Genomic DNA, 21,973 nt, shown 5'->3' on the forward strand with positions numbered 1-21,973 from the left:
ATTCGCAGCATGTGCTCGGTGGGCACGTCGCGCCCCGCGAGCCTGCGAAGCGGTGCGGTGGGTCGGTGGAGCGGGGAGGGCTCCGTGGTGCCGGTGGATGCGGCGGTATGTGCGTGGGGAGCACAATCGTGGATCTTCGTACGGGGTGATGCTCATGGCGCGCGCGGCGGGTTCGATGGTGGGGTTGGCGACGGCGTCGGTGCTGTCGCTTCTTCTGGTGGGCTGCAGTGCGCGGCCCGTGGCGGCCCAGGGGGAAGAGGGCGGTGACGCCGCAGGGGACGTAATCAGCGGGGACAGGCTGGCGGAGCATCTGCGCGTGCTTGCGTCGGACGGGTTCGAGGGCAGGGCGCCGGCGACGGCGGGGGAAGAGAAGACGGTCGCCTACATCAGCCGGGAGTTCGCGGCGGCGGGGCTGGGGCCGGCGGGCGAGGCCGGGGGCTGGACGCAGGCGGTGACCTTGGCGCGGACGGAAATCGCGGGGCCGGTGGCGGCGTCGTTCTCGGTCGGGGGGCGGGAGTGGGCCCTGGCGAACGGTGAGGACGTGGCGCTGGAGACGCTGCATCCGGAGGGCGACGTGTCGCTGCGCGGGGTGCCGGTGGTGTTCGCGGGCTTCGGGATCACGGCGCCGGAACTGGGCTGGGACGATTACGCGGGCCTGGACGTGAGCGGCAAGGTGGTGGTGGTGCTGGTCAACGATCCGGATTTCGGGACGGCGCCGGGGCGCTTTGGCGGGCCGGCGATGACGTGGTACGGGCGCTGGGCCTACAAGTACATCGAGGCGGCGAAGCGCGGGGCGGCAGGAGTGCTGATCGTGCACGAGACGGCGCCGGCGGCGTATCCGTGGGCGACGGTGCGCAACGGGCGCGCGGCACCGCAGTTCGACATCGTGCGCGCGGACGCGGCGACGTACCACCTGCCGGTGCGCGGATGGATGCAGCGGGCGACGGCGGAGCGTCTGTTCGGGGAGGCGGGGCTGTCGTTCGAGGCGGCGAAGCGGGAGGCGCAGCAGGCGGGGTTCCGGGGGCGCGCGCTGGACGGCGTGGCGTTCTCGGCGGGCTTCGCGGTGAAGCGCAGCCGGATCACCAGCCACAACGTGCTGGGGCTGCTGCCGGGTGCCGGGCGCGCGGACGAGACGGTCATCGTGTCGGGGCATTGGGACAGCTTCGGCGAGGGGACCCCGGATGACAGCGGCGACGCGATCATCAACGGCGCGGTCGACAACGCCACCGCAATCGCGTCGATGCTCGAGATCGCGCGGGTGATGGCGGCGGGGCCGGCGCCGGCGCGCAGCGTGCTGTTCATCGCGCTGACGGCGGAGGAGAGCGGGCTGCTCGGGGCGACCCACTACGCCGCGCATCCGCTGCGGCCGCTGGCGACCACGGCGGCGGCGATCAACATGGAGATGTGGAGTCCGGACGGGCCGACGCGCGACATTTCGAGCTGGGGCCAGGGCAAGGTCTCGCTGGAGCGCGCGCTGGCGACGGCAGCCCGGGCGGAAGGGCGCACGTACTCGCCGGATCCCGAGCTCGAGGCCGGCTTCTTCTACCGCGCCGACCATTTCGCGTTCGCGCAGGCGGGCGTGCCGGCGATCACCGTCGGCCCGGGCATGGACCAGGTCGAGGGCGGCGTCGAAGGCGGCCGGGCGGCGCGGGCGGACTATTTCTCCAGGCGCTACCACCAGCCCGGGGATGAATTCGACGACGGCTGGGACATGCGCGGTCCCACCGCCGATACCGCGGTGGTGCTGCGGCTGGTGCGCGAGGTGGCCAACGCGTCGGCGTGGCCGGAATGGGATGCCGGCAGCGAGTTCCGCGCGGTGCGCGAGGAGACGGCGGGCATGCGTGCCCGCTGACCGGATGGTTCACGGCGCGCGGGCCCTGGCGGGCGCGTCGATCGAGGCCCAGGCGCGGGCCACGCGGGCGGCGTTCCTGGTGCCGGGGCTGGTGTTGGCGGCCTGGGCGGCGATCGTGCCGTTGGCCAAGTGCGCGCGGGGCTCGATGACGCGGCGCTGGGACAGCGTGGGCAGCCTGGTGGGTGCGGTGGGCGCGGCGGGGTTGCTCAGGCTGGGGTCGGCGCAACGCTGGCGGAGCGACCGCCCGGCAGCGGGAGGGCGGGGTTTCGCGCTGCCGCGGGTCGTGGTGGTGGTGATCGGGGCGGTGTGCTTCGTGTCCTTGCCGGGCTGGTGCTGCTGGCCCTGGTGCCCGGCTTCTGGACGGCGATGCTCGGCTGCGCGGTGCTCGGCCTGGGCTGCACCAGCATCGTGCCGGTGATGTTCAGCCTCGCCGGCGAGCAGACCCGGATGCCGGCGGAGCTGGCGATCCCGGCGGTCACCACGCTGGGGTATGCGGGCGTGCTGCTGTGACCGGCGCTGATCGGTTTCATGGCCGAGGCGGCGTCGCTGACTTCGGCGCTGGTGCCAGCGTCCGGCGTGCGGCACGCTGGCGCGATGGATCCCGAAACCCCCAGGCCCCACGCCCCCGCCTGCGACCGCAATCGCGATCCGATCCTCGCCGTGCTGCGGCGGCACTTCGCCGACCGCCGTCGCGTGCTGGAGATCGGCAGCGGAACCGGCCAGCACGCGGTGTATTTCGCGCAGGCGATGCCGTGGCTGGCCTGGCAGGCGTCGGATGTCGCCGTGCACCTGCCCGGGATCCGGGCGTGGCTGGCGGACGCAGCGCTGGCGAACACGCCGCCGCCGCTCGCGCTCGATGTGCTCGATGCGCGCTGGCCCGCCACCGGGGCCGACGCGGTGTTCACCGCCAACACGCTGCACATCATGGGCATGCAGGGCGTCGAGGCGTTCTTCCGCGGCGTCGGCGCGGTGCTGGCACCCGCGCCGGGCGGCATGCTGGTCGCGTATGGGCCGTTCAACTACGACGGCGGCTATACCAGCGACAGCAACCGCGCCTTCGATGCCTGGCTGAAGGCGCGCGACCCGCGTTCCGGCATCCGCGACTTCGAGGCGATCGATGCGCTGGCCCGCGCGGCCGGGCTGGCGCTGGTCGAGGACGTCGGGATGCCGGCGAACAACCGATGCCTGGCGTGGCGGCGGGTTGAGGGCACCTGACGCGCTCAGCGCGGAAGCGGAGACGGCGGCGGCACGGCGCGAAGCTGGCGCACCTGGCCGACAGCCCAGGTGGTGGCGATACAGGTGGCGGCGATCGCCGTCCACGACAGCGTGTCACCGCCGAGACCGAGCCGCAGCGCCCGCCATGCGGGAGCGATCGCGCCCGCGGCCGCGAGCGGTGCGGCGATGCCCAGGAGCAGGAGCAGGCCCCCGGCCAGGCGCCGCTCGAAGCCGGTCTGGGCGGCGTCACTGCGCGCGTGGATGCCGACGCTGGCCGGACGCGCCGGACTCGCCGCACGCGCCGGACTCGCCGCACGCGCCGGACTTGCCGCACGCGCCGCTACCGCGGCCGCGAAGCCGGCGGGCGGGGCGCTGCGCGGCGCGGTGGCGATCGCCGTCGCCACGAGCCGGTAGTCGTTCAGCGCAGCGTCGTCCGTGACGGGCAGGGCGACGTCCGTGGGGTGTCCATGCGCCTCCGGGGCCGCACCCTGCGCCCGGCCCCGGGAGGCCTGCAGGCCGCGCTCCTGTCGTGCCCATTCCGCGGCATCGACCGCGGGGAGGATGTGCTTCCTGGTCATGCCGGTACTCCCATGCGTGCGTCCAGCAGGTCGCGCAGCCGCCTGCGCGCGCGGAACAGGTGGCTCTTGATCGTGCCTTCGGCCAGTCCGGTGATGCCCGCGATGCCGGCGATCGGCATCTCCTCCAGATGGTAGAGCGCGAGCAACGTGCGCTGCAGCGGCGGCAGTGCCTCGATGGCGAGGTGAAGGTAGCGGGCGCGCTCCTGGTCCGATGCCGCGGCCTCGAGGTCGAAGCCAGATCCCCATCACCCTCTTCATCGCCGTCGCCTATGCCATCAAGGTGACGGTGGAGGCCTACACCCGCCGCCGCATCATCGAGACCCGTGGCTCGGAGGAGCTAGTGCGCGCACTGCTCGAGGGCGAGACCCGTCGGCGCCGGCAGTCGTCGCTGCAGTGGGGCGCGGTGATGGTGGCGCTGGCCGTGGGCTTCGGCCTGGTCGAGCTGACCGGCGTGCGCGAGGTGACCCCGGGCGTGGTGGCGCTGCTGCTGGGCGCGACCGGGCTCGGGCACCTGGCGTACTTCATGCTCGAAAGCCGCGTGAAATGAGCTGCCGGCCGGGCATCCCGTGATAGAACGGGCGCCTGTCCCTGGAAGCGAGGAGCCACGCATGCTCACCCGGCGTGAGTACCTGAAGTTGTCCGCCGCGGCGGGCGTGACGCTGGCGATCCGTCCGGGGCTGTTGCTGGCGCAGGACGCCCCGCAGGCGCTCGTCACCCGCGCGATCCCCGGCACCACCGAGCGGCTGCCGGTGGTGGGCCTGGGCAGCTCGGCCTCGTTCGCGCGCGTGGCCGGCGAGGGCGACGCCGCGCGCATCCGCGACATCCTGGAAAAGCTGGTGCGCCAGGGCGGCCGCGTGTTCGACACCGCGCCGAGCTATGGCGCCTCGGAGGAGGTCGCGGGCCGCGCCGCGCAGGATGCCGGGATCACCGACCGGCTGTTCTGGGCGACCAAGCTCAACGTCGCCGGCCGCGGCGGCGGCAAGGCCGATCCCGAGGCGGCGCGTGCCCAGCTGGACGCGTCGTTCGCGCGCATCGGCAAGTCGCCCATCGACCTCGTGCAGGTCCACAACCTGGGCGACGTGTCCACCCAGCTCGCCATCCTGCGCGAGGCCAGGGCCGCCGGCCGCGTCCGCTACATCGGCCTGACCACCACCTTCGAGCAGCAGTACGCGGATCTCGAACGGCACATGCGCGAAGAGGACATCGACTTCATCGGCGTCGACTACGCGGTCGACAACCGGACGATGGAGGAGCGCATCTTCCCGCTGGCGCAGGAGCGCGGCATCGGCGTGCTGGCCTATGCGCCGTTCGGGCGCAGGCGGCTGTGGGAACTGGTCGAAGGCAGGACGCTGCCGGACTGGGCGGCCGAGCATGACATCGCCACCTGGGGGCAGTTCTTCCTCAAGTTCGTGGTCTCGCATCCGGCGGTGACGGTGGCCACGCCCTCCACCAGCCAGCCGCGCAACCTGGTCGACAACCTGGGCGCGGCCACCGGGCGGATGCCCGATGCGGCGACGCGCAGGCGGATGGTCGAATACATCGAAGCGCTGGGCTGAGCGCGGCAGATGGCCGACGAGGTGATGGACGCGCACGCGGTGCTGTCCGCGGGCGGCGCCGGACACTGATCCAGCGCAAGCGGTGGCCGCCGCGGCGCGGCCATACTCGGCCCCTCTTCCACTGCAGGAGACGGGCATGGATCTCGAACTCGGGGGCAAGGCGGCGATCGTCACCGGTGCGGCCTCCGGCATCGGCCGGGCGATCGCGCTGGTGCTGTCGCGGGAGGGCGCGGACCTGGTGCTGGCCGACCTCGACGCCGCGGGCTGCGAACGCACGCTGGCGCTGATGCGCGCGGAGCGCGCCGACGCCCGCGGCGTGGTGGTGCGCGCCGACGCTTCGCGGTACGACGACCACGAAGCGACGGTGAATGCCGCCCTGGACGAATACGGCGGCCTCGACATCGCGGTCAACAACGCCGGCATCGGCGGCGAGCCGAAGATCACCGGGGAACTGGGGCCGGAGGCCTGGCGCCGGGTGATCGACGTCAACCTCAACGGCGTCTACTACGCGATGCATGCGCAGCTGCCGGCGCTGCTGGCGCGCGGCGGCGGCGCGATCGTCAACATCGCCTCCATCCTCGGCCAGGCGGGCTGGCGCACGGCCTCGGCCTACGTGGCCTCCAAGCACGGCGTCGTCGGGCTGACGAAAACCGCGGCGCTGGAATACGCCACCCGCGGCATCCGCATCAACGCGGTGGGGCCGGGCTTCATCGAGACCCCGATCCTGGGCGACGACCCGGAGGCGCTGGCGCAGCTGGCCGCGCTGCATCCGGTCGGACGCCTGGGCCAGCCGCAGGAGGTCGGCGACCTGGTGGCATGGCTTTCCAGCGCCCGCGCCAGCCTGGTGACCGGCGCGTACTACCCGGTCGACGGCGGCTACCTGGCGCAATAGCGCCCCGGCGGCCGGCCCGGGCTTGACCTGGGTCAGCGCGCGCCGGCAGGTGCGGCGCCAGCATGGGCCATCGGCGCCCCCGGCGCCGCATGCAGGAGACGATGATGGAATTCCACGTGCGCGCGTCGCAGCCGCTGCCGCCGCTGGCGATCATCGAGGACGCGCTGCTGGCCTTCGATCCGGCATCGGTGGTCGACGTCGACCTGGTGCAGGGCCTGCGCGTGAACGCGGCGATCGACGCCGCGGCGCTGATGGAGCTGCTGAACGGCATCGGCGCACGGGTGCTGCCCGGCGAGGTCGAACAGCAGCCTTCGGTCTGCTGCGGAGGCTGCAGCGGGTAAGGGTCTGCCCCCTTACGCCGCCTGCACGATCCGCAGCGGGTTGTTCCACTCCCTGAGCAGGTCCGCCTCGCGCGCCTTCGCCTTCTCCAGGTGGGCGTGCTTGACGTGGCCGTAGCCGCGGATGTGCTCGGGCACCGAGGCGATCTCGGCCGCGAGGTCGACGTTGCCGCCGTCCAGCGTCTCCAGCAGGCCGCCGACCGTGCGCTCGTAGTCGTCGATCAGCCGGCGCTCGGTGCGCCGCTCGCCGGTGTAGCCGAACACGTCCAGCGGCGTGCCGCGCATGCGCCTGAGCTTCGCCAGCAGCCTGAACGCGCTGAACACCCACGGACCGAAGGCCTTCTTCCGCAGCCGGCCCTCGGCGTCGCGCTTCGCCAGCAGCGGCGGCGCGAGGTGGAACTCCAGCCTGAAGTCGCCCTCGAACTGCTGCTTCAGCCTGCGCTCGAACTCGCCGCTGGTGTACAAGCGCGCGACTTCGTACTCGTCCTTGTAGGCCATGAGCTTGAAGAAATAGCGCGACACGGCCTCGGTGAGGTCGGTGCCGCCGGGCGCGCGGGTGGCTTCGGCGCTGCGCACGCGGGCGACGAAGTCGGCGTAGCGACGGGCGTACTTCGCATCCTGGTAGTCGGTGAGGAAGGCGGTGCGGCGGGCGATCAGCTCGTCCAGGCTGCGCGACAGGCGCGCGTCGTCCAGCGGCAGGAAGGCGATGTCGTCGCCGTCGGCGGCGCCGTCGCTGCCCGTCGCGGCGCCGGTCGCCGACGCGGGCAGGTGGCGCAGCCCGTCGTCGCGGCGCTGCGGCTTCGGCGCGCTGGTCGCACCCCACTCGTTGCCTTCCCAGTCGCCGGGCGGCAGCGGATCGAGCAGCGACGGCGTGGCTTCGGCGCGCGTGCGCGGATTGCGCACGATGCCGGCGGCTTCGTACACCGCCTCGATGTCGACCGCGGCCAGGCGGCCCCAGGCGAAGGCGGTCTTGTTCATCTCGATCGCGGCGCCGTTGAGTTCGACCGCGCGCATCAGCGCGTCCAGCGACAGCGGCACCAGGCCGCGCTGCCAGGCGTAGCCGAGCATGAACAGGTTGGCGGCGATGGCGTCGCCGAGCAGCGCAGTGGCGAGCTGGGTGGCATCGACCACGCTCAGCGCGCGCGCGGCCGCCGCGGCCTCGCTCATCGCCGCCTCGTCGCCGCCACCCAGCGCCTTGCGCACCGCGCTGATGATGTCGGTGGCCGGGAACTGCATGTCCGGCCGCGTGGTGAAGGTGCCGGGCATCGCCTCGTAGCTGTTGAGCACCACCTGCGAACGGCCGGCGCGCAGCTTCGACAGCGTCCAGTAGTCGTTGACCACCACCATGTCGCAGCCCAGCACCAGGTCGGCTTCGCCGGCGGCGATGCGCACGGCGTGGATGTCGGCCGGCTTCGGCGCGATGCGGATGTGCGTGGTGACCGCGCCGCCCTTCTGCGCCAGCCCGGTCTGGTCGAGCACGGTCGCGCCGCGGCCTTCCAGGTGCCCGGCCATGCCCATCAGTGCGCCGATGGTGACCACGCCGGTGCCGCCGACGCCGGTGACCAGGATGTTCCAGGGCCGCGTGCCGTCGCTGGCGAACACCGGCTCGGGCAGGTTGGCGAGCTTCGACAGGCCGGTGGCCGGCTTGCCCTTGCGCGGCTTGCCGCCGTGCACGGTGACGAAGCTGGGGCAGAAGCCCTCGACGCAGCTGAAGTCCTTGTTGCAGGCCGACTGGTCGATCTCGCGCTTGCGCCCGAACTCGGTCTCCTTCGGCAGCACCGAGACGCAGAACGACTTCACGCCGCAGTCGCCGCAGCCCTCGCAGACCAGCGAGTTGATCGCCACACGCTTGTCGGGGTCGACCATCTTGCCGCGCTTGCGACGGCGGCGCTTCTCGGTGGCGCAGGTCTGGTCGTAGATGAGCACGCTGGTGCCCTTCACCTCGCGCAGGCGCTTCTGCACGTCGTCCAGCTCGCGGCGGTCATGGAAGCTGACGCCGGCGGGGAAGATGGAGTGATCGCTCCATTTTTCGATCTCGTCGGACAGCAGCGCGATCACCTCGACGCCTTCGCTCCGCACCTGGTGCGCGATCTGTGGCACCGACAGCGTGCCGTCCACCGGCTGGCCGCCGGTCATCGCCACGGCGTCGTTGTAGAGGATCTTGTAGGTGATGTTGACGCCGGTGGCGACCGACTGGCGGATCGCCAGCGTGCCGGAGTGGAAGTAGGTGCCGTCGCCGAGGTTCTGAAAGACATGCTCGGTCGCGGTGAACGGCGCCTGCCCCGACCAGGTCACGCCTTCGCCGCCCATGTGGGTGAAGGTGTCGGTGCTGCGGTCCATCCACGTGACCATGTAGTGGCAGCCGATGCCGGCCATGGCGCGCGAACCGTCAGGCACCTTCGTGGAGGTGTTGTGCGGGCAGCCCGAGCAGTAGTGCGGAACGCGCGGGAACTGCGCGCGCGGCAGCGCCAGCGCGCCTTCCTTCTCCTCCATCCAGCGCAGCACGTCGCGGATGTGCTCCGAGTCATGGAAACGCTGGATGCGGCGCGCGATCACGCCGGCGATGGTCGCCGGGGTCAGCTCGCCGGTGGACGGCAGGATCCACTCGCCGGCCTCGTCGTGCTTGCCGACGATCGACGGGCGGCGGCCGCCGGCGAGGCCGAAGTCGAAGTTGTAGAACAGCTCCTTCATCTGGCTCTCGATGAAGGACAGCTTCTCCTCCACCACCAGGATGTCCTCGAGCCCGCGCGCGAAGGCGCGGATGCCCATCGGCTCCAGCGGCCAGGTCATGCCGATCTTGTAGACGCGGATGCCGAGCTCCGCGCAGGCGCGCGCGTCCAGGCCCAGGTATTCCAGCGCCTGCAGCACGTCGAGGTAGCTCTTGCCGGTGGTGGCGATGCCCAGGCGCGCGTTGGGCGAGTCGATCACCACGCGGTCGATGCGGTTGGCGCGCGCGAAGGCCTGGGCCGCCTTGACCGCATAGCGGTGCAGGCGCATCTCCTGCTCCATCGGCGGGTCGGGCCAGCGGATGCCGAGGCCGCCCGGCGGCATCTCGAAGTCGTCGGGCGTGACGATGTCGAGCGCGAACGGATCGACGTCGACCGAGGCCGAGGACTCCACCGTCTCGGCGATCGTCTTGAAGCCGATCCAGCGCCCGGTGTAGCGGCTCATCGCCCAGCCGAGCAGGCCCATGTCGAGGATGTCCTGCACGCCGGCCGGGTTGAGGATCGGCATCAGCGCGCTGGTGAACTCGCCTTCCGAGCCGTGCGGGAGCGTGGACGAGCGGCAGGCATGGTCGTCGGCGGCCAGCGCCAGCACGCCGCCATGCTTCGAGGTGCCGGCGGCGTTGGCGTGCTTGAACACGTCGCCCGAGCGGTCCACGCCCGGGCCCTTGCCGTACCACATGCCGAACACGCCATCGACCTTCGCGCCCGGGAACAGGTTGGTCTGCTGCGTGCCCCAGACCATGGTCGCGCCGAGGTCCTCGTTGAGGCCGGGCTTGAAGTGCACGTTCGCGGCTTCGAGGTGCTTGCGCGCGCGCCACAGCTCCAGGTCGAAGCCGCCCAGCGGCGAGCCGCGGTAGCCGGACACGAAGCCGCCGGTGTCGAGGCCGGCGGCCTGGTCGCGCAGGCGCTGCATCAGCGGCAGCCGCACCAGCGCCTGGACGCCGGAGAGATAGATCCGGCCCTGCGTGCGCGCGTATCTGTCGTCCAGCGTGTAGTCGGGGTCGGTGACGCCGCGGGTGAGCCCCGTGCTGGCGGAGGCGGGCGAGGAGAGTTCGGCGGTGCTGGTCATGCGGGACCCCGTGCGGGCAAGGCGCTGGCTGAGGGCGCGGCCCGGCCGCCCGGCACGGTGCGTGGGGGCGGACGGGGACGCGGAAGCGGCGCGGATTCTATCAGCGACGCCATTTTCATGACCTTTTCTTAACTCCTGCGGGCGCTACATGGGCCGCGGGGCCGACGGGGGACCAGGAGGTGGCGGCCATGCAGGAGCGTTGCGCGGAGGCGCCGCCGGTGGACGACGGCAGCAGCGCACGCAGGCACAACCAGGCGCTGGTCGCGCTGGCGCGGCAGTGCTGGACCGGGCGGCAGAGCCTGGAATGGGCGCTGGCCCGCATCTGCGAGACGTCGGCCGAGGTGCTCGAGGTCGACCGGGTCAACGTCTGGCGCCTGCATCCCGCGCATGGCGTGCTGCGCTGCATCCACGCCTACGACCGCCGCAGCGGCGAACACAACTATCCGGGCTACGACGAGGCCCTGGACGCCGACTCCGAATACGGCCGCCGCCTGGACGAGGTCCGGGTGATCGATGCCGCCGACGTGCACCGCGATCGCGGGCTGTCGACGCTGCGGGGCTATTTCGACCGCCACCAGGTCGCGTCCCTGCTCGACGCACCGGTCCGCGGAGAGGGCGCGCTCGTGGGCGTGGTCTGCCACGAACAGATCGGACGCCCGCGGGCCTGGAGCGCGGTCGAGCAGGCCTTCGCCGCCAGCATCGGCGACTACGTGGCGATGGTGACCGAGATCCATCGCCGCCACGAGGCCGAGCGCCGCCTGCGCTACCTCGAACTGCACGACGCGCAGACCAACCTGCCCAACCGCGACCACCTGCTCGAGGTCGCGCATAGCGCGCTGCGCCCGGCCGGCAGCGGCGAGCCGGCGATCACGGCCATCCACCTGCAGGTGGACTGCGGGGATGACGATCGCGGCGCAGCGCTGGTGGCCGTGGCCGCGGCGCTGCGCGAAGGCCTGGGCGAGGAGGCGACGCTGGCGCGGGTGCGCGACGACGCCTTCGCCCTGGTGCCCCATCGCAGCCTGCGCGAGGCCGACGCGCTGGCCCTGGCCGGCCGCTGCGTCGAACTCGTCGAGCGTGCGGGCGGTGGCCGCGGCGGGCTGCGCGCCGTGGCCGGGATCGCGTTCTCGCACGACCTCGCGGCGCCGTCGGCGGACATGCTGCTGCGCAATGCCGAGCTCGCCAGCCACCGGGCGCGCAGCCTCGGCCGCTTGGACCGCTGCGAGGTCTTCGACGCCGGCCGCCACCGCGCGCTGGTGGAGCGCATGCACCTGGAGCGCGCGCTGCGCGAGGCGCACCAGGAGGGGCGCCTGCACGTTCACTACCAACCGCTGGCGCGGCTCGTGGACGGAAGCTTCGTGGGAGCCGAAGCCTTGCTGCGCTGGCGTGACGACGTCGGCCAGTGGCGGCCGACCGGCGAGTTCATCGACGTCGCCGAGGCCTCGGGCCTGATCGTGCCGCTGGGTCGCTGGCTGCTGGGCGTGGCCTGCCACGCCGCGGCGGCCTGGCCGTCGTCCGCGTCCGGGCCGCTGACCCTGGCGGTGAACATCTCGGCCCGCCAGCTCGAACAGCCGGGCCTGGTCGACGACGTGGCCGCGGCGCTCGAGGCCAGCGGGCTGGCGCCCGGCCGGCTGTGGCTGGAGCTCACCGAGACCGCCCTGCTGGCGGACGCGCCGTTCGCGATCGCCACCCTGGAGCGCCTGCGCGAACTCGGCGTCCAGGTCGCGCTGGACGACTTCGGCACCGGCCAGTCCTCGCTGGCCCGGCTCAGGCACCTCCCGATCGACGGCCTCAAGGTGGACCGCAGCTTCGTCGCCGGCCTGCCCGGGGATCCGCTGGACATGGCGATCCTGGCCGCGATCGCGACGGTGGCGGCCAAGGCCGGGCTGAAGGTGGTGGCCGAGGGCATCGAGCGCGCGGAGCAGGTGCAGGCGGTCATGGACTGCGGCATCGCCCTGGGCCAGGGCTATCACTTCGGACGCCCGGTCCCGGAGGCGGAACTGCGTTCCATCTTCAGCCTGCAGGGCTGAAATCCCGGGGCGGTTGCCGCTACCATGGCGGCGGGGTACAGGGGCCCCGCTACCCGTATCGATGCAATGAACCATGCTTTCGCACGCCGGCTCGCCGCCCTCGTGCTTGCTTCGCTGCCCTTCGGTCTGTGCGCGCAGGATGTGCCACGACCCAAGGAGTTCTACTTCGAACCCGACACCGACGTGGCCAGTCCGCTGGTGCTCTATCCCGGGAACGACGACGCCACCATCGAGCGCCTGCTGAAGGTCCATCGACAGGGACGCCGTGGCGCCAGCCTGGCCGCCGCGCAGCTCGCGCACCTGTCCTATGCAGCCGGCCGTACCGACACCGGGGCCGCGCTGTACCAGGAGGCCAAGCAGAATCCCGACAACGCGCGCCAGCTCGATTCGCTGCACTGGAACCACGGCTGGGACCTGTACCGCAGCGGCGACGTCGCCGGCGCGGTGGCCCAGTGGCGGATCGCCGGCGCCGAGCGCCTGAAGGGTCCGGCCTGGCTGCCACCGACGCTTGCACTGGGGCTGTGGCAGCTGGACCGCCGCGACGAGGCCATCCGCTGGTACGCGGCCGCCGTGCGCACCGAGCCGACGCTGTGGACCTCGCCCGACCTGGCGCGCCTGCTCCCGGACTGGACCGACGAGGACCGCGCCGTGCTGGCGCGCGTGGCCGAAGCCTGGAAGGTCGCGCCGCCGCCCTGGCCCTGAGCCGGGCGTGCCGCCCGTGGCGGGCGGTGCGCCGCGTTCAGCCGCCGCTGCCGGCTTCGAGCGGCACGTCGTGCGCGCGCAGCCAGGCGCGCACCGCCTCGCGTTCGTCGCGCGCCCGCGCGTTAAGCAGGGCCTCGCGCATCTGGAAGTAGTAGGGCTGGAAGGTCTCGCCGGCCGAATTGGTGGCGTGCGCCGGGGCGCCGGCCTCGAGCAGCTCCAGCACGATGCCGCCGGCATTGATCGACCCAGCCGCGTGCAGCGGCGTGGTGCCGTTGTGGTCGGCCGCGCCGGGGTCGGCGCCTGCGGCCAGCAGCATGCGCACCTGTTCGCGGCCGCCGCCGAGGATGGCGCGCACCAGCGGGGTCTCGCCGGTCACGCGGTTGGGCTGGTCGGGGTTGGCGCCGCGGTCGAGCAGCAGCTTCAGCAGCGCCGGGTCGTCGCCGAAGGCGGCCACGTGCACCGCGCTGCCGCCGCCCGGGGCCTGGCGATCGGGATCGGCGCCGGCATCGAGCAGCACCTCGACCACGTCGGCGCGCCCCGCGGCCACGGCCAGCTGCAGCAGGCTGCTGCCGTCGCTGCCCGGGGTGTCGGGGTGGACGCCGCCGGCCAGGCCGGCGCGCAGGGCGTCGGCATCGCCGCGCGCGACGGCGTCGGCGAGCGGGGCAAGCTGCGGATCAGTGAAGGGATGGTCCAAGGTGGGGGCTCGGCTGCACGCGGCCGCGCTCGCCGCCAGGAGGAGGATCAGGACACCGCTGCGCATGGAGCCCGATGGTGCCACAGGCGCGTGTTATCGACGGAACAGGCTGCCGACCAGGTCGAACCCCGTCTCCAGCACGTTGCCGCCGAAGTCGGCCACGCCCTCGACCACGCGGCCGCCGCCGGAGACCAGGCCCGCGGCGATGTCGCCGACCGGACCGCCCACGCTGTTGTCGATGCGCTCGGCCAGCGCGTCGGTGCCGGTGCGCACGGTGTCGCCGGTGGAGTTGAACACGCCCTCGACCACGTCGCCGGCGATGCGGATCCCGCCCTCGACCACGTTGCCGCTGGCGATGTTGGTCTCCCATTCGCCGGCGATGTCGCCGACCAGGTCATGCGTGTTGCGCGCGAAGTCGTCCTGCAGCACGTCCGGCACCGCGTCGATCAGGCTGCCGGCGGTGCTCTGCGGCGGGTTCTGGTAGCCGGGCTGCCAGGGCTGCTGCTGGATCATGGCCTCGGTCAGCAGCTCGGGGCTGTGGCTGACCGCGCCGCGCACCAGGCCGGCCACGCCGCCCAGCACCGGCACGTTCAGCCGGTCCGCCGCCTCGAGCCCGGCGCCCAGTACCCAGGCCACGGGCGTCGACAGGCCGGTCTCGGCGTCGAGTCCGCGCGGCACCAGGGTCAGGTCCTGCACGCCATCGGGATCGACCACGATCTGCGTGCCCAGCGCGTCGGGCGCGGCGAGCGCGAACGGGCTGTTCTCCTGGAAGTTGGTCAGCAGGTCGTCGCCCATCGAGTACCGGCGGATCAGGCCGCCTTCGGCCAGGTCGCGCGCGGCCTGCGGGTCGATGCCGAGGCGGTCGAAGGTGTTGGGATGGATGCCGGAGGCGTCGAAGGTGACCGCCGGCACGCCGGAGGCCAGCGAGGCCACCGAGGCCAGGCCGCCGCCCTGCGAGTGCCCGGTGATGGCGAGGTTGGTGGCGTTGCCGTCGGCGTCGGGCGTGCCGAAGCGGCGCTCGAACTCGACCGCGGTGCGCGTGGCCAGGCCGCTGAACTTGTCGATCTCGTCGCTGGTGGTGAAGCCCGCGCCCTGGCGGAAGTTGTTCATCCAGTCGGTGCCGCTGCCGTCGGTGCCGCGGTAGGCGAGGACGAAGTTGCCGTTGCAGTCCTGGTAGATCTCGGCCTTGAAGTGCTGGGCGGTGAGCTGGTCGCCGCCGTCGAGGTACTGGGCGCGCCAGGCGGCGGGATCGTCGATGCCGCGGGCGGCCAGGTCGGCGTCGGTGACTTCGGTCCAGCCGGCCGGCGGCGCGCCGCGCGTGCCGTAGACGGCGGTGGCGAGCTGCGACAGCACGACGTCGAATTCCTGCGCCTGCTGGCCGCTGGCCAGTGCCGAGAGCTCGCCTGGGCCGACGCCGCCGGGGGCGCACTGCGGCGACTGCGACTGCGGTTGCGGCCCCTGGGGCGCGGCGGGCGACAGCGCGCCCAGCTGCGGGTGGTAGCCGGGCTCGTGGCGGCCCTGCAGCGGCTGCAGCGCGGGGGCGTTGGCGGCTTCCGGCGGCGCGGGCGGCGGAGGCGACGGCTGCAGGCCGCGCAGATGGAGGGCGGAGGTCGAGTCGTTGTCCAGGCGCGCGTGCAGCATGGGAGCGGTCCCGCAGGAGTCTGCGGCCAGTGGACCGCTCCCGCCGCCGCGGTTCAATCGGGGGCGCACCCTAGGTGGGCTTGCTAAGGTCGCGCTTCCGCCATCCCCGGTCCGCTTGCGAATGTCCCTGCAGCCACGCCTCCTCCTCGCCGCCCTGCTGTTGGCCACGGTGCCGGCCACCCATGCCGCCGACCGCATCACCGGCCAGCCCTTCGCCACCCGCAGCGAGGTGCATGCCCCGCACGCGATGGCCGCGACCTCCCACCCGCTGGCGACCCAGGTCGCGCTGGACGTGATGAAGGCCGGCGGCTCCGCTGTGGACGCGGCGATCGCCGCCAATGCCGCGTTGGGCCTGATGGAGCCGACCGGCAACGGCATCGGCGGCGACCTGTTCGCCATCGTCTGGGACCCGGAGACGCGCCGGCTGCACGGTTACAACGGCTCGGGCCGCTCGCCGCGCTCGCTCACCGCGGCCGAGTTCAAGCGCCGCGGGCTGACCGACATCCCCGCGCACGGCCCGCTGCCGGTGACGGTGCCGGGCACGGTCGACGGCTGGTTCGCGCTGCACGAACGCTTCGGGCGGCGCACGATGGCCGAGAATCTGGCGCCGGCGATCCGCTACGCGCGCGACGGCCATCCGGTGCACGAGACCATCGCCTACTACTGGGCGCGATCGGTGCCGCGGCTGTCGAAGTGGCCGGGCTTCAGCGAGCAGTTCACCGTGGCCGATGCCGACGGCAGCCGCCGCGCCCCGCGCAGCGGCGAGACCTGGAAGAACCCGAACCTCGCCGACACCCTGCAGAAGATCGCCGACGGTGGCCGCGATGCGTTCTATGCCGGCGACATCGCGCGCGTGATCGGCGACTACTTTGCGGCCAACGATGGCTTCCTCGCCTACGACGACCTGGCCGCGCACCAGGGCGAGTGGGTCGACCCGGTGTCCACAAACTACCGCGGCCATGACGTGTGGGAGCTGCCGCCCAACGGCCAGGGCATCGCCGCGCTGCAGATCCTCAACCTGCTCGAACCGTACGACCTCGCGTCCTACGGCTTCGGCAGCCCCGAGCACGTGCACCTGTTCGTCGAGGCCAAGAAGCTGGCCTTCGCCGACCGCGCGCGCTGGTACGCCGACCCCGCCTTCCATCCGGCGCCGGTGGCGAAGCTGGTGTCGAAGGGCTACGCCCGCGAACGCGGCAGGCTGATGTCGCTCGACCGCGTGCTGCGCGAGGTCCAGCCGGCCACGCCGCGCGAGCTGGAGGAGGGCGACACGATCTACCTCACCACCGCCGACGCCGACGGCATGATGGTCTCGCTGATCCAGTCCAACTACCGCGGCATGGGCAGCGGCATGGCGCCGCCGGGATTGGGCATCATCCTGCAGGACCGCGGCGAGCAGTTCGTGCTCGGCGACGCCTCGCATCCCAACGCCTACGCGCCGGGCAAGCGGCCCTTCCACACCATCATCCCGGCCTTCGTGACGAAGGACGGCAAGCCCTGGCTGTCCTACGGCGTGATGGGTGGCGCGATGCAGCCGCAGGGCCACGTGCAGATCCTGCTCAACATGATCGATTTCGGCATGAACCTGCAGGAGGCCGGCGACGCGCCGCGCATCCACCACGACGGCTCCACCGAACCGGCGGGGCAGGCGACGGTGATGTCCGACGGCGGCTGGATCGAACTGGAATCCGGCTTCCCGCAGGCGACGCTGCGGGCGCTGATGGATCGCGGGCATTCCGTGCGCTCGGCGCTCGGGCCCTTCGGCGGCTACCAGGCGATCATGGCCAACCCGCACGGCGGCTGGACCGGCGCCAGCGAATCCCGCAAGGACGGCCAGGCCGCGGGCTACTGAGGCCGCGCCTCAGCCGCGCGGCTGCACCGCGACGCCGTTGGCTTCCAGCCAGGCGTCGATCTTCCCGAGGTCACGGCGCGTGCCTGCGTTGAGCAGCTTCGGGTCGCCCTTGAACAGGTAGTCCTGGAAGGTCGCGCCGGTGCGGTCGGTGGCGCGCGGATCGGCGCCGGCCTCGAGGAAGCGCACCACCGCGCCGGTGTCCTTCACCATCGCCGCGTGATGCAGCAGGGTGGTGCCGTTGCGGTCGGCCACGTCCACGCGCGCGCCGGCGCGCAGCAGCACGTCGACGTTGCCGTCGCTGTCGGCGCGCAGCGCGTCGTAAAGCGGCGTGGCGCCGGTGACGGTATTGGGCGTGTCGGGCGACATGCCGTGTTCGAGCAGCGCCTCCAGCCAGTCGCGCGACTTGCCCATCGCCGCCAGGTGCAGGGCGGTGCGGCCGTCGCGGTTGCCGCGCGCCGGGTCGGCGCCCAGCGCCAGCAGCAGGCGGAAGGCGTCGCGGTCGCCACGCTTCATCGCCCACTGCAGCAGCGGCTGGCCGTGGTCGTCCTCGGCGTTGGGGTTGGCGCCGGCGGCGATCAGTTCGCGCGCCAGCGCGTCGTCGCCCGCCAGCACGGCGTCGGCGAGCTGGGCGCTGCCCGGGTTTGCAAAGGCCTGGCCTTGGGTCACGTCTGTCCCTTGCCGGGCGCAGCCGGCGGTGGAGGCGAGCATCAGCGACGCGGCCACCAGCAGGCGCAAGCGACGCGGCGCCGTCCCGGGGGAGGGCGCCGCGACGGGCTGCGGTCTGGGGGCGTCGGACATGCGGGCCAACTTACTACGTCAGGGCCGCGCCTTGCGTGACCGGCGCGGCGGCTGCGGTCAGAACCAGTTCACCGGGTTGAGCTTCTCGCCCAGCCACGTCGCGCCGTCGCTCACGGCCTGGCCGACGTCGCCGGCCACGTCCGCGACGATCTCCACGCCGTCGCCGACCACGTCGACCACGGTGTCGACCGCGTCACCCACCGCGTCGGCAGCGTCGCTCACCACCTGGCCCGCGCCCTCGACCACGCCGGCCACGGCGTCGAGCGGGGCTTCGAGGCCGGTGGCGTCGCCGATGTCACGCAGCAGACCGCCGCCGGCGTTGGCGAGGTTCTGGGTGGTGTCCCCGACCAGGCCGATGGCGCCGTCGGCCAGGCTGCCGACGGTGTCGATGGCGAAGTCGGCGACGTCGCCCACCGCCTGCGCGGTGGCGTCGACCACGTCACCCTGCAGGAACTCGTCGCCCGCCTGCGACAGGCCGTCCATCATTTCCGAGGCGTTGCCGCGTGCTTCCTCGGCCACTTCGACGCCCTGGCGGATGACGCTGCCTAGCTGGTTCAGGTTGTACTCGCCGACGCGCTCGAGGCCGTCGATGGCGATGTTGCCGGCCGTGCTGATGCCGGCGTCGAGGACGTCGCCACCCACGTCGAGCAGGCCGTCTACCGCCCAGCCCAGCGCGGGCTCGCCGCCCGCGGTCAGCAGGCCACCGGCGAAGTCGCCGAGGCGGTCCAAGCCGGTGTTCACGGCGCCGCCGGCCTGCTCGGACAGGGTCGGGCGGGTCGCGGGGTCGTAGGCCGCGTTCTGGCGCAGGGCGTCGACGTAGGAGGCGCCGTCGCCGCCGCCGCCGTGCAGCGCGGCCAGGTCGCCCAGCCCGCCCATGCCAGCGGGCGGGTCGATGCGCAGCTCGTGGCCGACCGCGTTCGGCGGCGACATGTTGAGGATCGGGATCAGCGGCACGTCCTGTTGTGCGGCGTTGAGCGGGTCGCCATTGACGATGTAGCGGCGCAGCTGGCCGCTGTCGGCGGCGTCCTCGCGTACGGCGTTGGGATTGAAGCCCAGCGACTCGAGGGTCTGGTCGCTCAGGCCGGCGGCGTTGAAGGTCACGCCGGGCACGCCCGTGGCCAGCGAGGCGGCGGACGCCAGGCCACCGCCCAGCGAGTGGCCGGTGAAGGCCACGTTGCCCTCGCCGAACGCCTGCTGCGCGGCCTCGGCCAGCGCGACCGCGTCGCGGTACTGCCCGGTTTCGAAGCCCAGGCCCTGCAGGCCGTTGTCGTCGGCATCGCCCGAAGGCGCCAGGCCCCAGTCGTCGGTGCCGCGGTAGGCGACCACGTACTGGCCCTGCTCGTTCTGGTAGATGGCGGCGTCGAAGCCCTCGCTGGTGCTGAGCAGCGCCGGATCGATCGGGATCTCGTTGCCCTGGGCGTCGACCAGCGCGCTGCCGTCGGCGCTGGGCTCGAGCCGGTGCCAGCCGGCATCCTGCAGCGCCTGCTCGGTCTGCGGGTTGTCGGCGGCGTAGACGTCGTTGGCCATCATCGCCAGCTGCAGGTCCAGGTCGGGCTGCGGCTGGGTGCCGGCCACCTGGCTGGCGAAGCTGCCGTCGCCCTGCGGATACGCATTGGCCACCTGCTGCAGCGACGGGGGCGGCTGCAGCGCCTGCGTGAAGCGATCATCGATGCGCATCTGCTGCGCGACGGACAGTTGGCTGGCGATGGGCAGGCTCATGGCCGACTCCGGATCTGGATGCCACCAGACTAGGGACGCCGACGCCGGTCGCCAGCTGGGATCGACCCTAGGCAGCTCAGTCGGCGGGAACGGTGCGGCCGCGCGCCCAGTCGCGCAGCGCCTGGACCGGCTCGGCCATCACCACCGACAGCGGCCGGGTGCGCCTGAGCTCGGCGCGCAGCCCGAAGTCGTTGAGCGGGGTGCCGGCGGCGTGCGCGGCATACAGGCCGGAGACGATGGCCTGCTCGATCTCGGCGCCCGAGAAGCCGTCGGCGGCCGCGGCCAGGCCGTCGAGTTCGAAGTCCTCGGCTGCCAACCCGCGCCGGCGCAGGTGCAGGGCGAACAGCTCGCTCCGGGTGTCGGCGTCGGGCAGGTCGACGAAGAAGATCTCGTCGAAGCGGCCCTTGCGCAGCAGTTCGGCGGGCAGGTCCTGCACCTGGTTGGCGGTCGCGACCAGGAACACGTGCGACCTGCGCTCGGCCATCCAGGTCAGCAGGTAGCCGAGCACGCGCCGCGAGACGCCGCCGTCGCCGTCGCCGTTCGAGGACGCCAGCCCCTTCTCGATCTCGTCGATCCACAGCACGCAGGGCGCCAGCTGCTCGGTGGATTCGAGCGCGGCGCGCAGGTTCTTCTCGGTCTCGCCGTGGAACCTGTCGTACAGCGTGCCGAAGTCCAGCCGCACCAGCGGGACGCCGAAGCCGCCGGCGATCGACTTGGCCAGCAGCGACTTGCCGCAGCCCTGCACGCCCAGCAGCAGCACGCCCTTCGGCGGGTCGAGCCCCGGCGGAGCCTCGCCGGACACGAACACCGTGCGCCGCTGGTCGATCCAGCGCTTCAGCGCGCGGGCGCCGGCGACGTCGGAGAACCGGGCGGTGTCGTATTCGTAGTGCAGGTGGCCACTGCGGTTGAGCAGTTCGAACTTGAGCTTCGCCAGCCGCGGCAGGTCGTCGTGGCCGAGCGCGCCGTCGCCGAAGATCAGCTGGCGCGCGATGCGGCGGGCGTCCGGCAGCGACAGCCCGCCGAGGTTGCGGACGATCAGCTTCACCGCGTCGGCGTCGGCCTCGACGCGGCGGCCGCCGTGCTCGGCCTGGTAGCGCGTGGCCTCCTCGCGGACCATCTTCAGCAGGTCGTTGGCATCCGGCAGCCGGGTGCGGAAGCGCACCGCCTTGGCCTCCAGCTCCGCCGGCAGCTCCACCCGGTGGCCGACCAGCACCAGCACGTGGGGCAGGCAGTCCCGGCGCTGCAACAGGTCACGCAGCATGCGCTGGGTGCCGGCGTAGCCGAGGTAGGGGTGGAAGTCGAGCAGCAGGTAGACGCCGCGCTGTTCGGCGGAGTGGATCGCGCGCAGGGTGGTGGTGGCGTCGGGCGCGGCCTCGGCCGGATCCTCGCCGTCGAGGTCGATGCGGCGCAGGCCCTCGGTGATCGTCCAGCGGTACAGCGCGCGCCAGACGTGCAGCAGCGACTGCCGGAACAGCTCGACCACCCGCGGCTCGTCGGGCGTCTCGACGATGACCAGGGGGGTGTCGGCGCGGATCAGCGCGGCCAGGTCCTGCAAGTCGCTCATGGCTCGCGTGCATGATTCGGGAGAGTGGACATTCTATGTGCGCCAGCGCAGCCGGGGCGGTGTACCCTCGACTGCGAACGCGGACGGACGTGACCGGAGAGCGGATGAAGACGGTGCTGGTGGCCAGTTCGAAGGGCGGCGCGGGCAAGACCACGATCGCCACCCACCTCGCCGCGCACGCGGCCCTGGAAGGCCGGCGCACGGCGCTGGTCGATGCCGATCCGCAGCAGTCGTCCACGCGCTGGGCCGAGCGCCGCGCGGCGCTGGAAAGCGCGGTCCTGCCGGTGCCCGGCGCACGGCGTGCCAAGGCGGCCTGGAAGTCGCTGCCCGAAACCACCCAGCGCGTGGTGGTCGACGCGCCGGCCGGCGCGATGGCCGAGGACCTCGGGGTCTGGCTCGAGCATGCCGATGCGGTGGTGGTGCCGGTGCAGCCGTCGGCGCTGGACCTCGATGCCACCGTGCACTTCCTCAACACGCTCGCGCAGCACCCGCGGGTGCGCCGCGGCGAACTGCGCGTCGGCCTGGTGGCCAACCGCATGAAGCCGTGGACCAACGCTTCGCAGGCCACGCTCGACCTGCTCGGCCAGTGGCCCTACCCGGTGGTGGCCACGCTGCGCGACAGCCAGGCCTACGTGCTGCTGGTCGGCCTCGGGCGCAGCCTGTTCGACTACCGTTCGGCCCAGGTCCGCGACCATCAGGCGGACTGGGCCCCGCTGCTGAAATGGCTGGGCAGGCCCTGACCGCGCCCGGCAA

The 21,973-nt window shown here is 72.7% G+C and carries 18 protein-coding genes and 1 pseudogene; 11 read left to right on the plus strand and 8 right to left on the minus strand.

Going from position 1 to position 21,973, the window contains the following annotated elements:
* Window positions 1-175: 175 nt before the first annotated feature.
* The 3 genes from H9645_RS05710 (at window position 176) to H9645_RS05720 (ending at window position 3,067) form a co-directional block, all read left to right on the plus strand.
* Entirely contained in the window at window positions 176-1,852 is a 1,677-nt protein-coding gene (locus tag H9645_RS05710) for a M28 family peptidase (protein ID WP_191728975.1), read from the plus strand.
* Window positions 1,853-2,158: 306 nt separating this feature from the next.
* The gene (locus H9645_RS05715; RefSeq protein WP_191728756.1) at window positions 2,159-2,362 is read left to right on the plus strand and encodes a hypothetical protein; all 204 of its coding nucleotides are present in this window, start codon (window positions 2,159-2,161) and stop codon (window positions 2,360-2,362) included.
* Window positions 2,363-2,446: 84 nt separating this feature from the next.
* Window positions 2,447-3,067 carry a DUF938 domain-containing protein gene (locus tag H9645_RS05720; RefSeq protein WP_191728976.1) on the plus strand — a complete coding sequence of 207 codons (621 nt, stop codon included), beginning with the start codon at window positions 2,447-2,449 and terminating at the stop codon, window positions 3,065-3,067.
* Window positions 3,068-3,072: 5 nt separating this feature from the next.
* Here H9645_RS05720 and H9645_RS05725 read toward each other — a convergent pair whose 3' ends face one another.
* The gene (locus H9645_RS05725) at window positions 3,073-3,645 is read right to left on the minus strand and encodes a hypothetical protein (RefSeq protein WP_191728757.1); all 573 of its coding nucleotides are present in this window, start codon (window positions 3,643-3,645) and stop codon (window positions 3,073-3,075) included.
* Window positions 3,642-3,827, minus strand: a pseudogene (locus H9645_RS05730) (RNA polymerase sigma factor); the annotation flags it as partial. The gene H9645_RS05725 and the pseudogene H9645_RS05730, both read right to left, overlap by 4 nt.
* A gap of 29 nt (window positions 3,828-3,856) precedes the next feature.
* On the opposite strand from H9645_RS05730, the gene H9645_RS05735 reads away from it, so the two are divergent.
* The 4 genes from H9645_RS05735 (at window position 3,857) to H9645_RS05750 (ending at window position 6,434) form a co-directional block, all read left to right on the plus strand.
* Window positions 3,857-4,192, plus strand: coding sequence for a hypothetical protein (locus tag H9645_RS05735; RefSeq protein ID WP_191728758.1), 336 nt, complete (start codon window positions 3,857-3,859; stop codon window positions 4,190-4,192).
* A 61-nt stretch (window positions 4,193-4,253) separates the two neighbouring features.
* Complete coding sequence (locus H9645_RS05740; RefSeq protein WP_191728759.1) at window positions 4,254-5,201, plus strand: aldo/keto reductase; 948 nt, start codon at window positions 4,254-4,256, stop codon at window positions 5,199-5,201.
* A 136-nt stretch (window positions 5,202-5,337) separates the two neighbouring features.
* Window positions 5,338-6,093 carry an SDR family NAD(P)-dependent oxidoreductase gene (locus H9645_RS05745; protein ID WP_191728760.1) on the plus strand — a complete coding sequence of 252 codons (756 nt, stop codon included), beginning with the start codon at window positions 5,338-5,340 and terminating at the stop codon, window positions 6,091-6,093.
* Window positions 6,094-6,197: 104 nt separating this feature from the next.
* Window positions 6,198-6,434 carry a hypothetical protein gene (locus H9645_RS05750; RefSeq protein ID WP_191728761.1) on the plus strand — a complete coding sequence of 79 codons (237 nt, stop codon included), beginning with the start codon at window positions 6,198-6,200 and terminating at the stop codon, window positions 6,432-6,434.
* A gap of 12 nt (window positions 6,435-6,446) precedes the next feature.
* On the opposite strand, the gene H9645_RS05755 is transcribed toward H9645_RS05750, so the two are convergent.
* On the minus strand, window positions 6,447-10,226 hold the full coding sequence (locus H9645_RS05755) for an indolepyruvate ferredoxin oxidoreductase family protein (protein WP_191728762.1): 3,780 nt from the start codon (window positions 10,224-10,226) through the stop codon (window positions 6,447-6,449).
* 188 nt (window positions 10,227-10,414) lie between these two features.
* Between H9645_RS05755 and H9645_RS05760 the strand changes: the two genes are divergently transcribed.
* Both H9645_RS05760 and H9645_RS05765 read left to right on the plus strand, forming a co-directional pair.
* A complete protein-coding gene (locus tag H9645_RS05760; RefSeq protein ID WP_191728763.1) occupies window positions 10,415-12,253 on the plus strand; it encodes a putative bifunctional diguanylate cyclase/phosphodiesterase in 1,839 nt (612 codons plus the stop codon).
* Window positions 12,254-12,319: 66 nt separating this feature from the next.
* A complete protein-coding gene (locus H9645_RS05765; RefSeq protein ID WP_191728764.1) occupies window positions 12,320-12,955 on the plus strand; it encodes a tetratricopeptide repeat protein in 636 nt (211 codons plus the stop codon).
* Between the two features lie 37 nt (window positions 12,956-12,992).
* Here H9645_RS05765 and H9645_RS05770 read toward each other — a convergent pair whose 3' ends face one another.
* Together H9645_RS05770 and H9645_RS05775 are read right to left on the minus strand one after the other, a co-directional pair.
* A complete protein-coding gene (locus H9645_RS05770; protein WP_189497895.1) occupies window positions 12,993-13,649 on the minus strand; it encodes an ankyrin repeat domain-containing protein in 657 nt (218 codons plus the stop codon).
* Between the two features lie 93 nt (window positions 13,650-13,742).
* The gene (locus H9645_RS05775; RefSeq protein ID WP_191728765.1) at window positions 13,743-15,290 is read right to left on the minus strand and encodes a Tle-like phospholipase domain-containing protein; all 1,548 of its coding nucleotides are present in this window, start codon (window positions 15,288-15,290) and stop codon (window positions 13,743-13,745) included.
* Between the two features lie 121 nt (window positions 15,291-15,411).
* Here H9645_RS05775 and ggt point away from each other — a divergent pair, with 121 nt between their 5' ends.
* On the plus strand, window positions 15,412-17,139 hold the full coding sequence (gene ggt / locus H9645_RS05780; protein WP_191728766.1) for a gamma-glutamyltransferase: 1,728 nt from the start codon (window positions 15,412-15,414) through the stop codon (window positions 17,137-17,139).
* Between the two features lie 9 nt (window positions 17,140-17,148).
* On the opposite strand, the gene H9645_RS05785 is transcribed toward ggt, so the two are convergent.
* The 3 genes from H9645_RS05785 to H9645_RS05795 all read right to left on the minus strand — a co-directional run bounded on the left by H9645_RS05785 (window position 17,149) and on the right by H9645_RS05795 (window position 21,220).
* Complete coding sequence (locus tag H9645_RS05785) at window positions 17,149-17,805, minus strand: ankyrin repeat domain-containing protein (RefSeq protein ID WP_191728767.1); 657 nt, start codon at window positions 17,803-17,805, stop codon at window positions 17,149-17,151.
* Between the two features lie 189 nt (window positions 17,806-17,994).
* Window positions 17,995-19,656, minus strand: a complete 1,662-nt coding sequence (locus tag H9645_RS05790) for a Tle-like phospholipase domain-containing protein (RefSeq protein ID WP_191728768.1) — start codon at window positions 19,654-19,656, stop codon at window positions 17,995-17,997.
* Between the two features lie 76 nt (window positions 19,657-19,732).
* Window positions 19,733-21,220 (minus strand): AAA family ATPase, encoded by a 1,488-nt coding sequence (locus H9645_RS05795; protein ID WP_191728769.1) that lies wholly within the window; start codon window positions 21,218-21,220, stop codon window positions 19,733-19,735.
* A 104-nt stretch (window positions 21,221-21,324) separates the two neighbouring features.
* Here H9645_RS05795 and H9645_RS05800 point away from each other — a divergent pair, with 104 nt between their 5' ends.
* Window positions 21,325-21,960 carry a ParA family protein gene (locus H9645_RS05800; RefSeq protein WP_191728770.1) on the plus strand — a complete coding sequence of 212 codons (636 nt, stop codon included), beginning with the start codon at window positions 21,325-21,327 and terminating at the stop codon, window positions 21,958-21,960.
* Window positions 21,961-21,973 lie beyond the last annotated feature (13 nt).

Source organism: Luteimonas colneyensis, assembly GCF_014836665.1.
Classification (GTDB): Bacteria; Pseudomonadota; Gammaproteobacteria; order Xanthomonadales; family Xanthomonadaceae; genus Luteimonas; species Luteimonas colneyensis.

Excerpts from the sequence above, each read along its gene's own strand:
- H9645_RS05720 (WP_191728976.1), top strand. The coding sequence starts at position 2,447 with ATGGATCCCGAAACCCCCAGGCCCCACGCCCCCGCCTGCGACCGCAAT.
- H9645_RS05740 (WP_191728759.1), top strand. The coding sequence starts at position 4,254 with ATGCTCACCCGGCGTGAGTACCTGAAGTTGTCCGCCGCGGCGGGCGTG.
- H9645_RS05755 (WP_191728762.1), bottom strand. The coding sequence starts at position 10,226 with ATGACCAGCACCGCCGAACTCTCCTCGCCCGCCTCCGCCAGCACGGGG.
- H9645_RS05790 (WP_191728768.1), bottom strand. The coding sequence starts at position 19,656 with ATGAGCCTGCCCATCGCCAGCCAACTGTCCGTCGCGCAGCAGATGCGC.
- H9645_RS05710 (WP_191728975.1), top strand. The coding sequence starts at position 176 with ATGGTGGGGTTGGCGACGGCGTCGGTGCTGTCGCTTCTTCTGGTGGGC.
- H9645_RS05725 (WP_191728757.1), bottom strand. The coding sequence starts at position 3,645 with ATGACCAGGAAGCACATCCTCCCCGCGGTCGATGCCGCGGAATGGGCA.
- H9645_RS05750 (WP_191728761.1), top strand. The coding sequence starts at position 6,198 with ATGGAATTCCACGTGCGCGCGTCGCAGCCGCTGCCGCCGCTGGCGATC.
- H9645_RS05760 (WP_191728763.1), top strand. The coding sequence starts at position 10,415 with ATGCAGGAGCGTTGCGCGGAGGCGCCGCCGGTGGACGACGGCAGCAGC.
- H9645_RS05800 (WP_191728770.1), top strand. The coding sequence starts at position 21,325 with ATGAAGACGGTGCTGGTGGCCAGTTCGAAGGGCGGCGCGGGCAAGACC.
- H9645_RS05795 (WP_191728769.1), bottom strand. The coding sequence starts at position 21,220 with ATGAGCGACTTGCAGGACCTGGCCGCGCTGATCCGCGCCGACACCCCC.
- ggt (WP_191728766.1), top strand. The coding sequence starts at position 15,412 with ATGTCCCTGCAGCCACGCCTCCTCCTCGCCGCCCTGCTGTTGGCCACG.
- H9645_RS05765 (WP_191728764.1), top strand. The coding sequence starts at position 12,320 with ATGAACCATGCTTTCGCACGCCGGCTCGCCGCCCTCGTGCTTGCTTCG.
- H9645_RS05735 (WP_191728758.1), top strand. The coding sequence starts at position 3,857 with ATGCCGCGGCCTCGAGGTCGAAGCCAGATCCCCATCACCCTCTTCATC.
- H9645_RS05775 (WP_191728765.1), bottom strand. The coding sequence starts at position 15,290 with ATGCTGCACGCGCGCCTGGACAACGACTCGACCTCCGCCCTCCATCTG.
- H9645_RS05745 (WP_191728760.1), top strand. The coding sequence starts at position 5,338 with ATGGATCTCGAACTCGGGGGCAAGGCGGCGATCGTCACCGGTGCGGCC.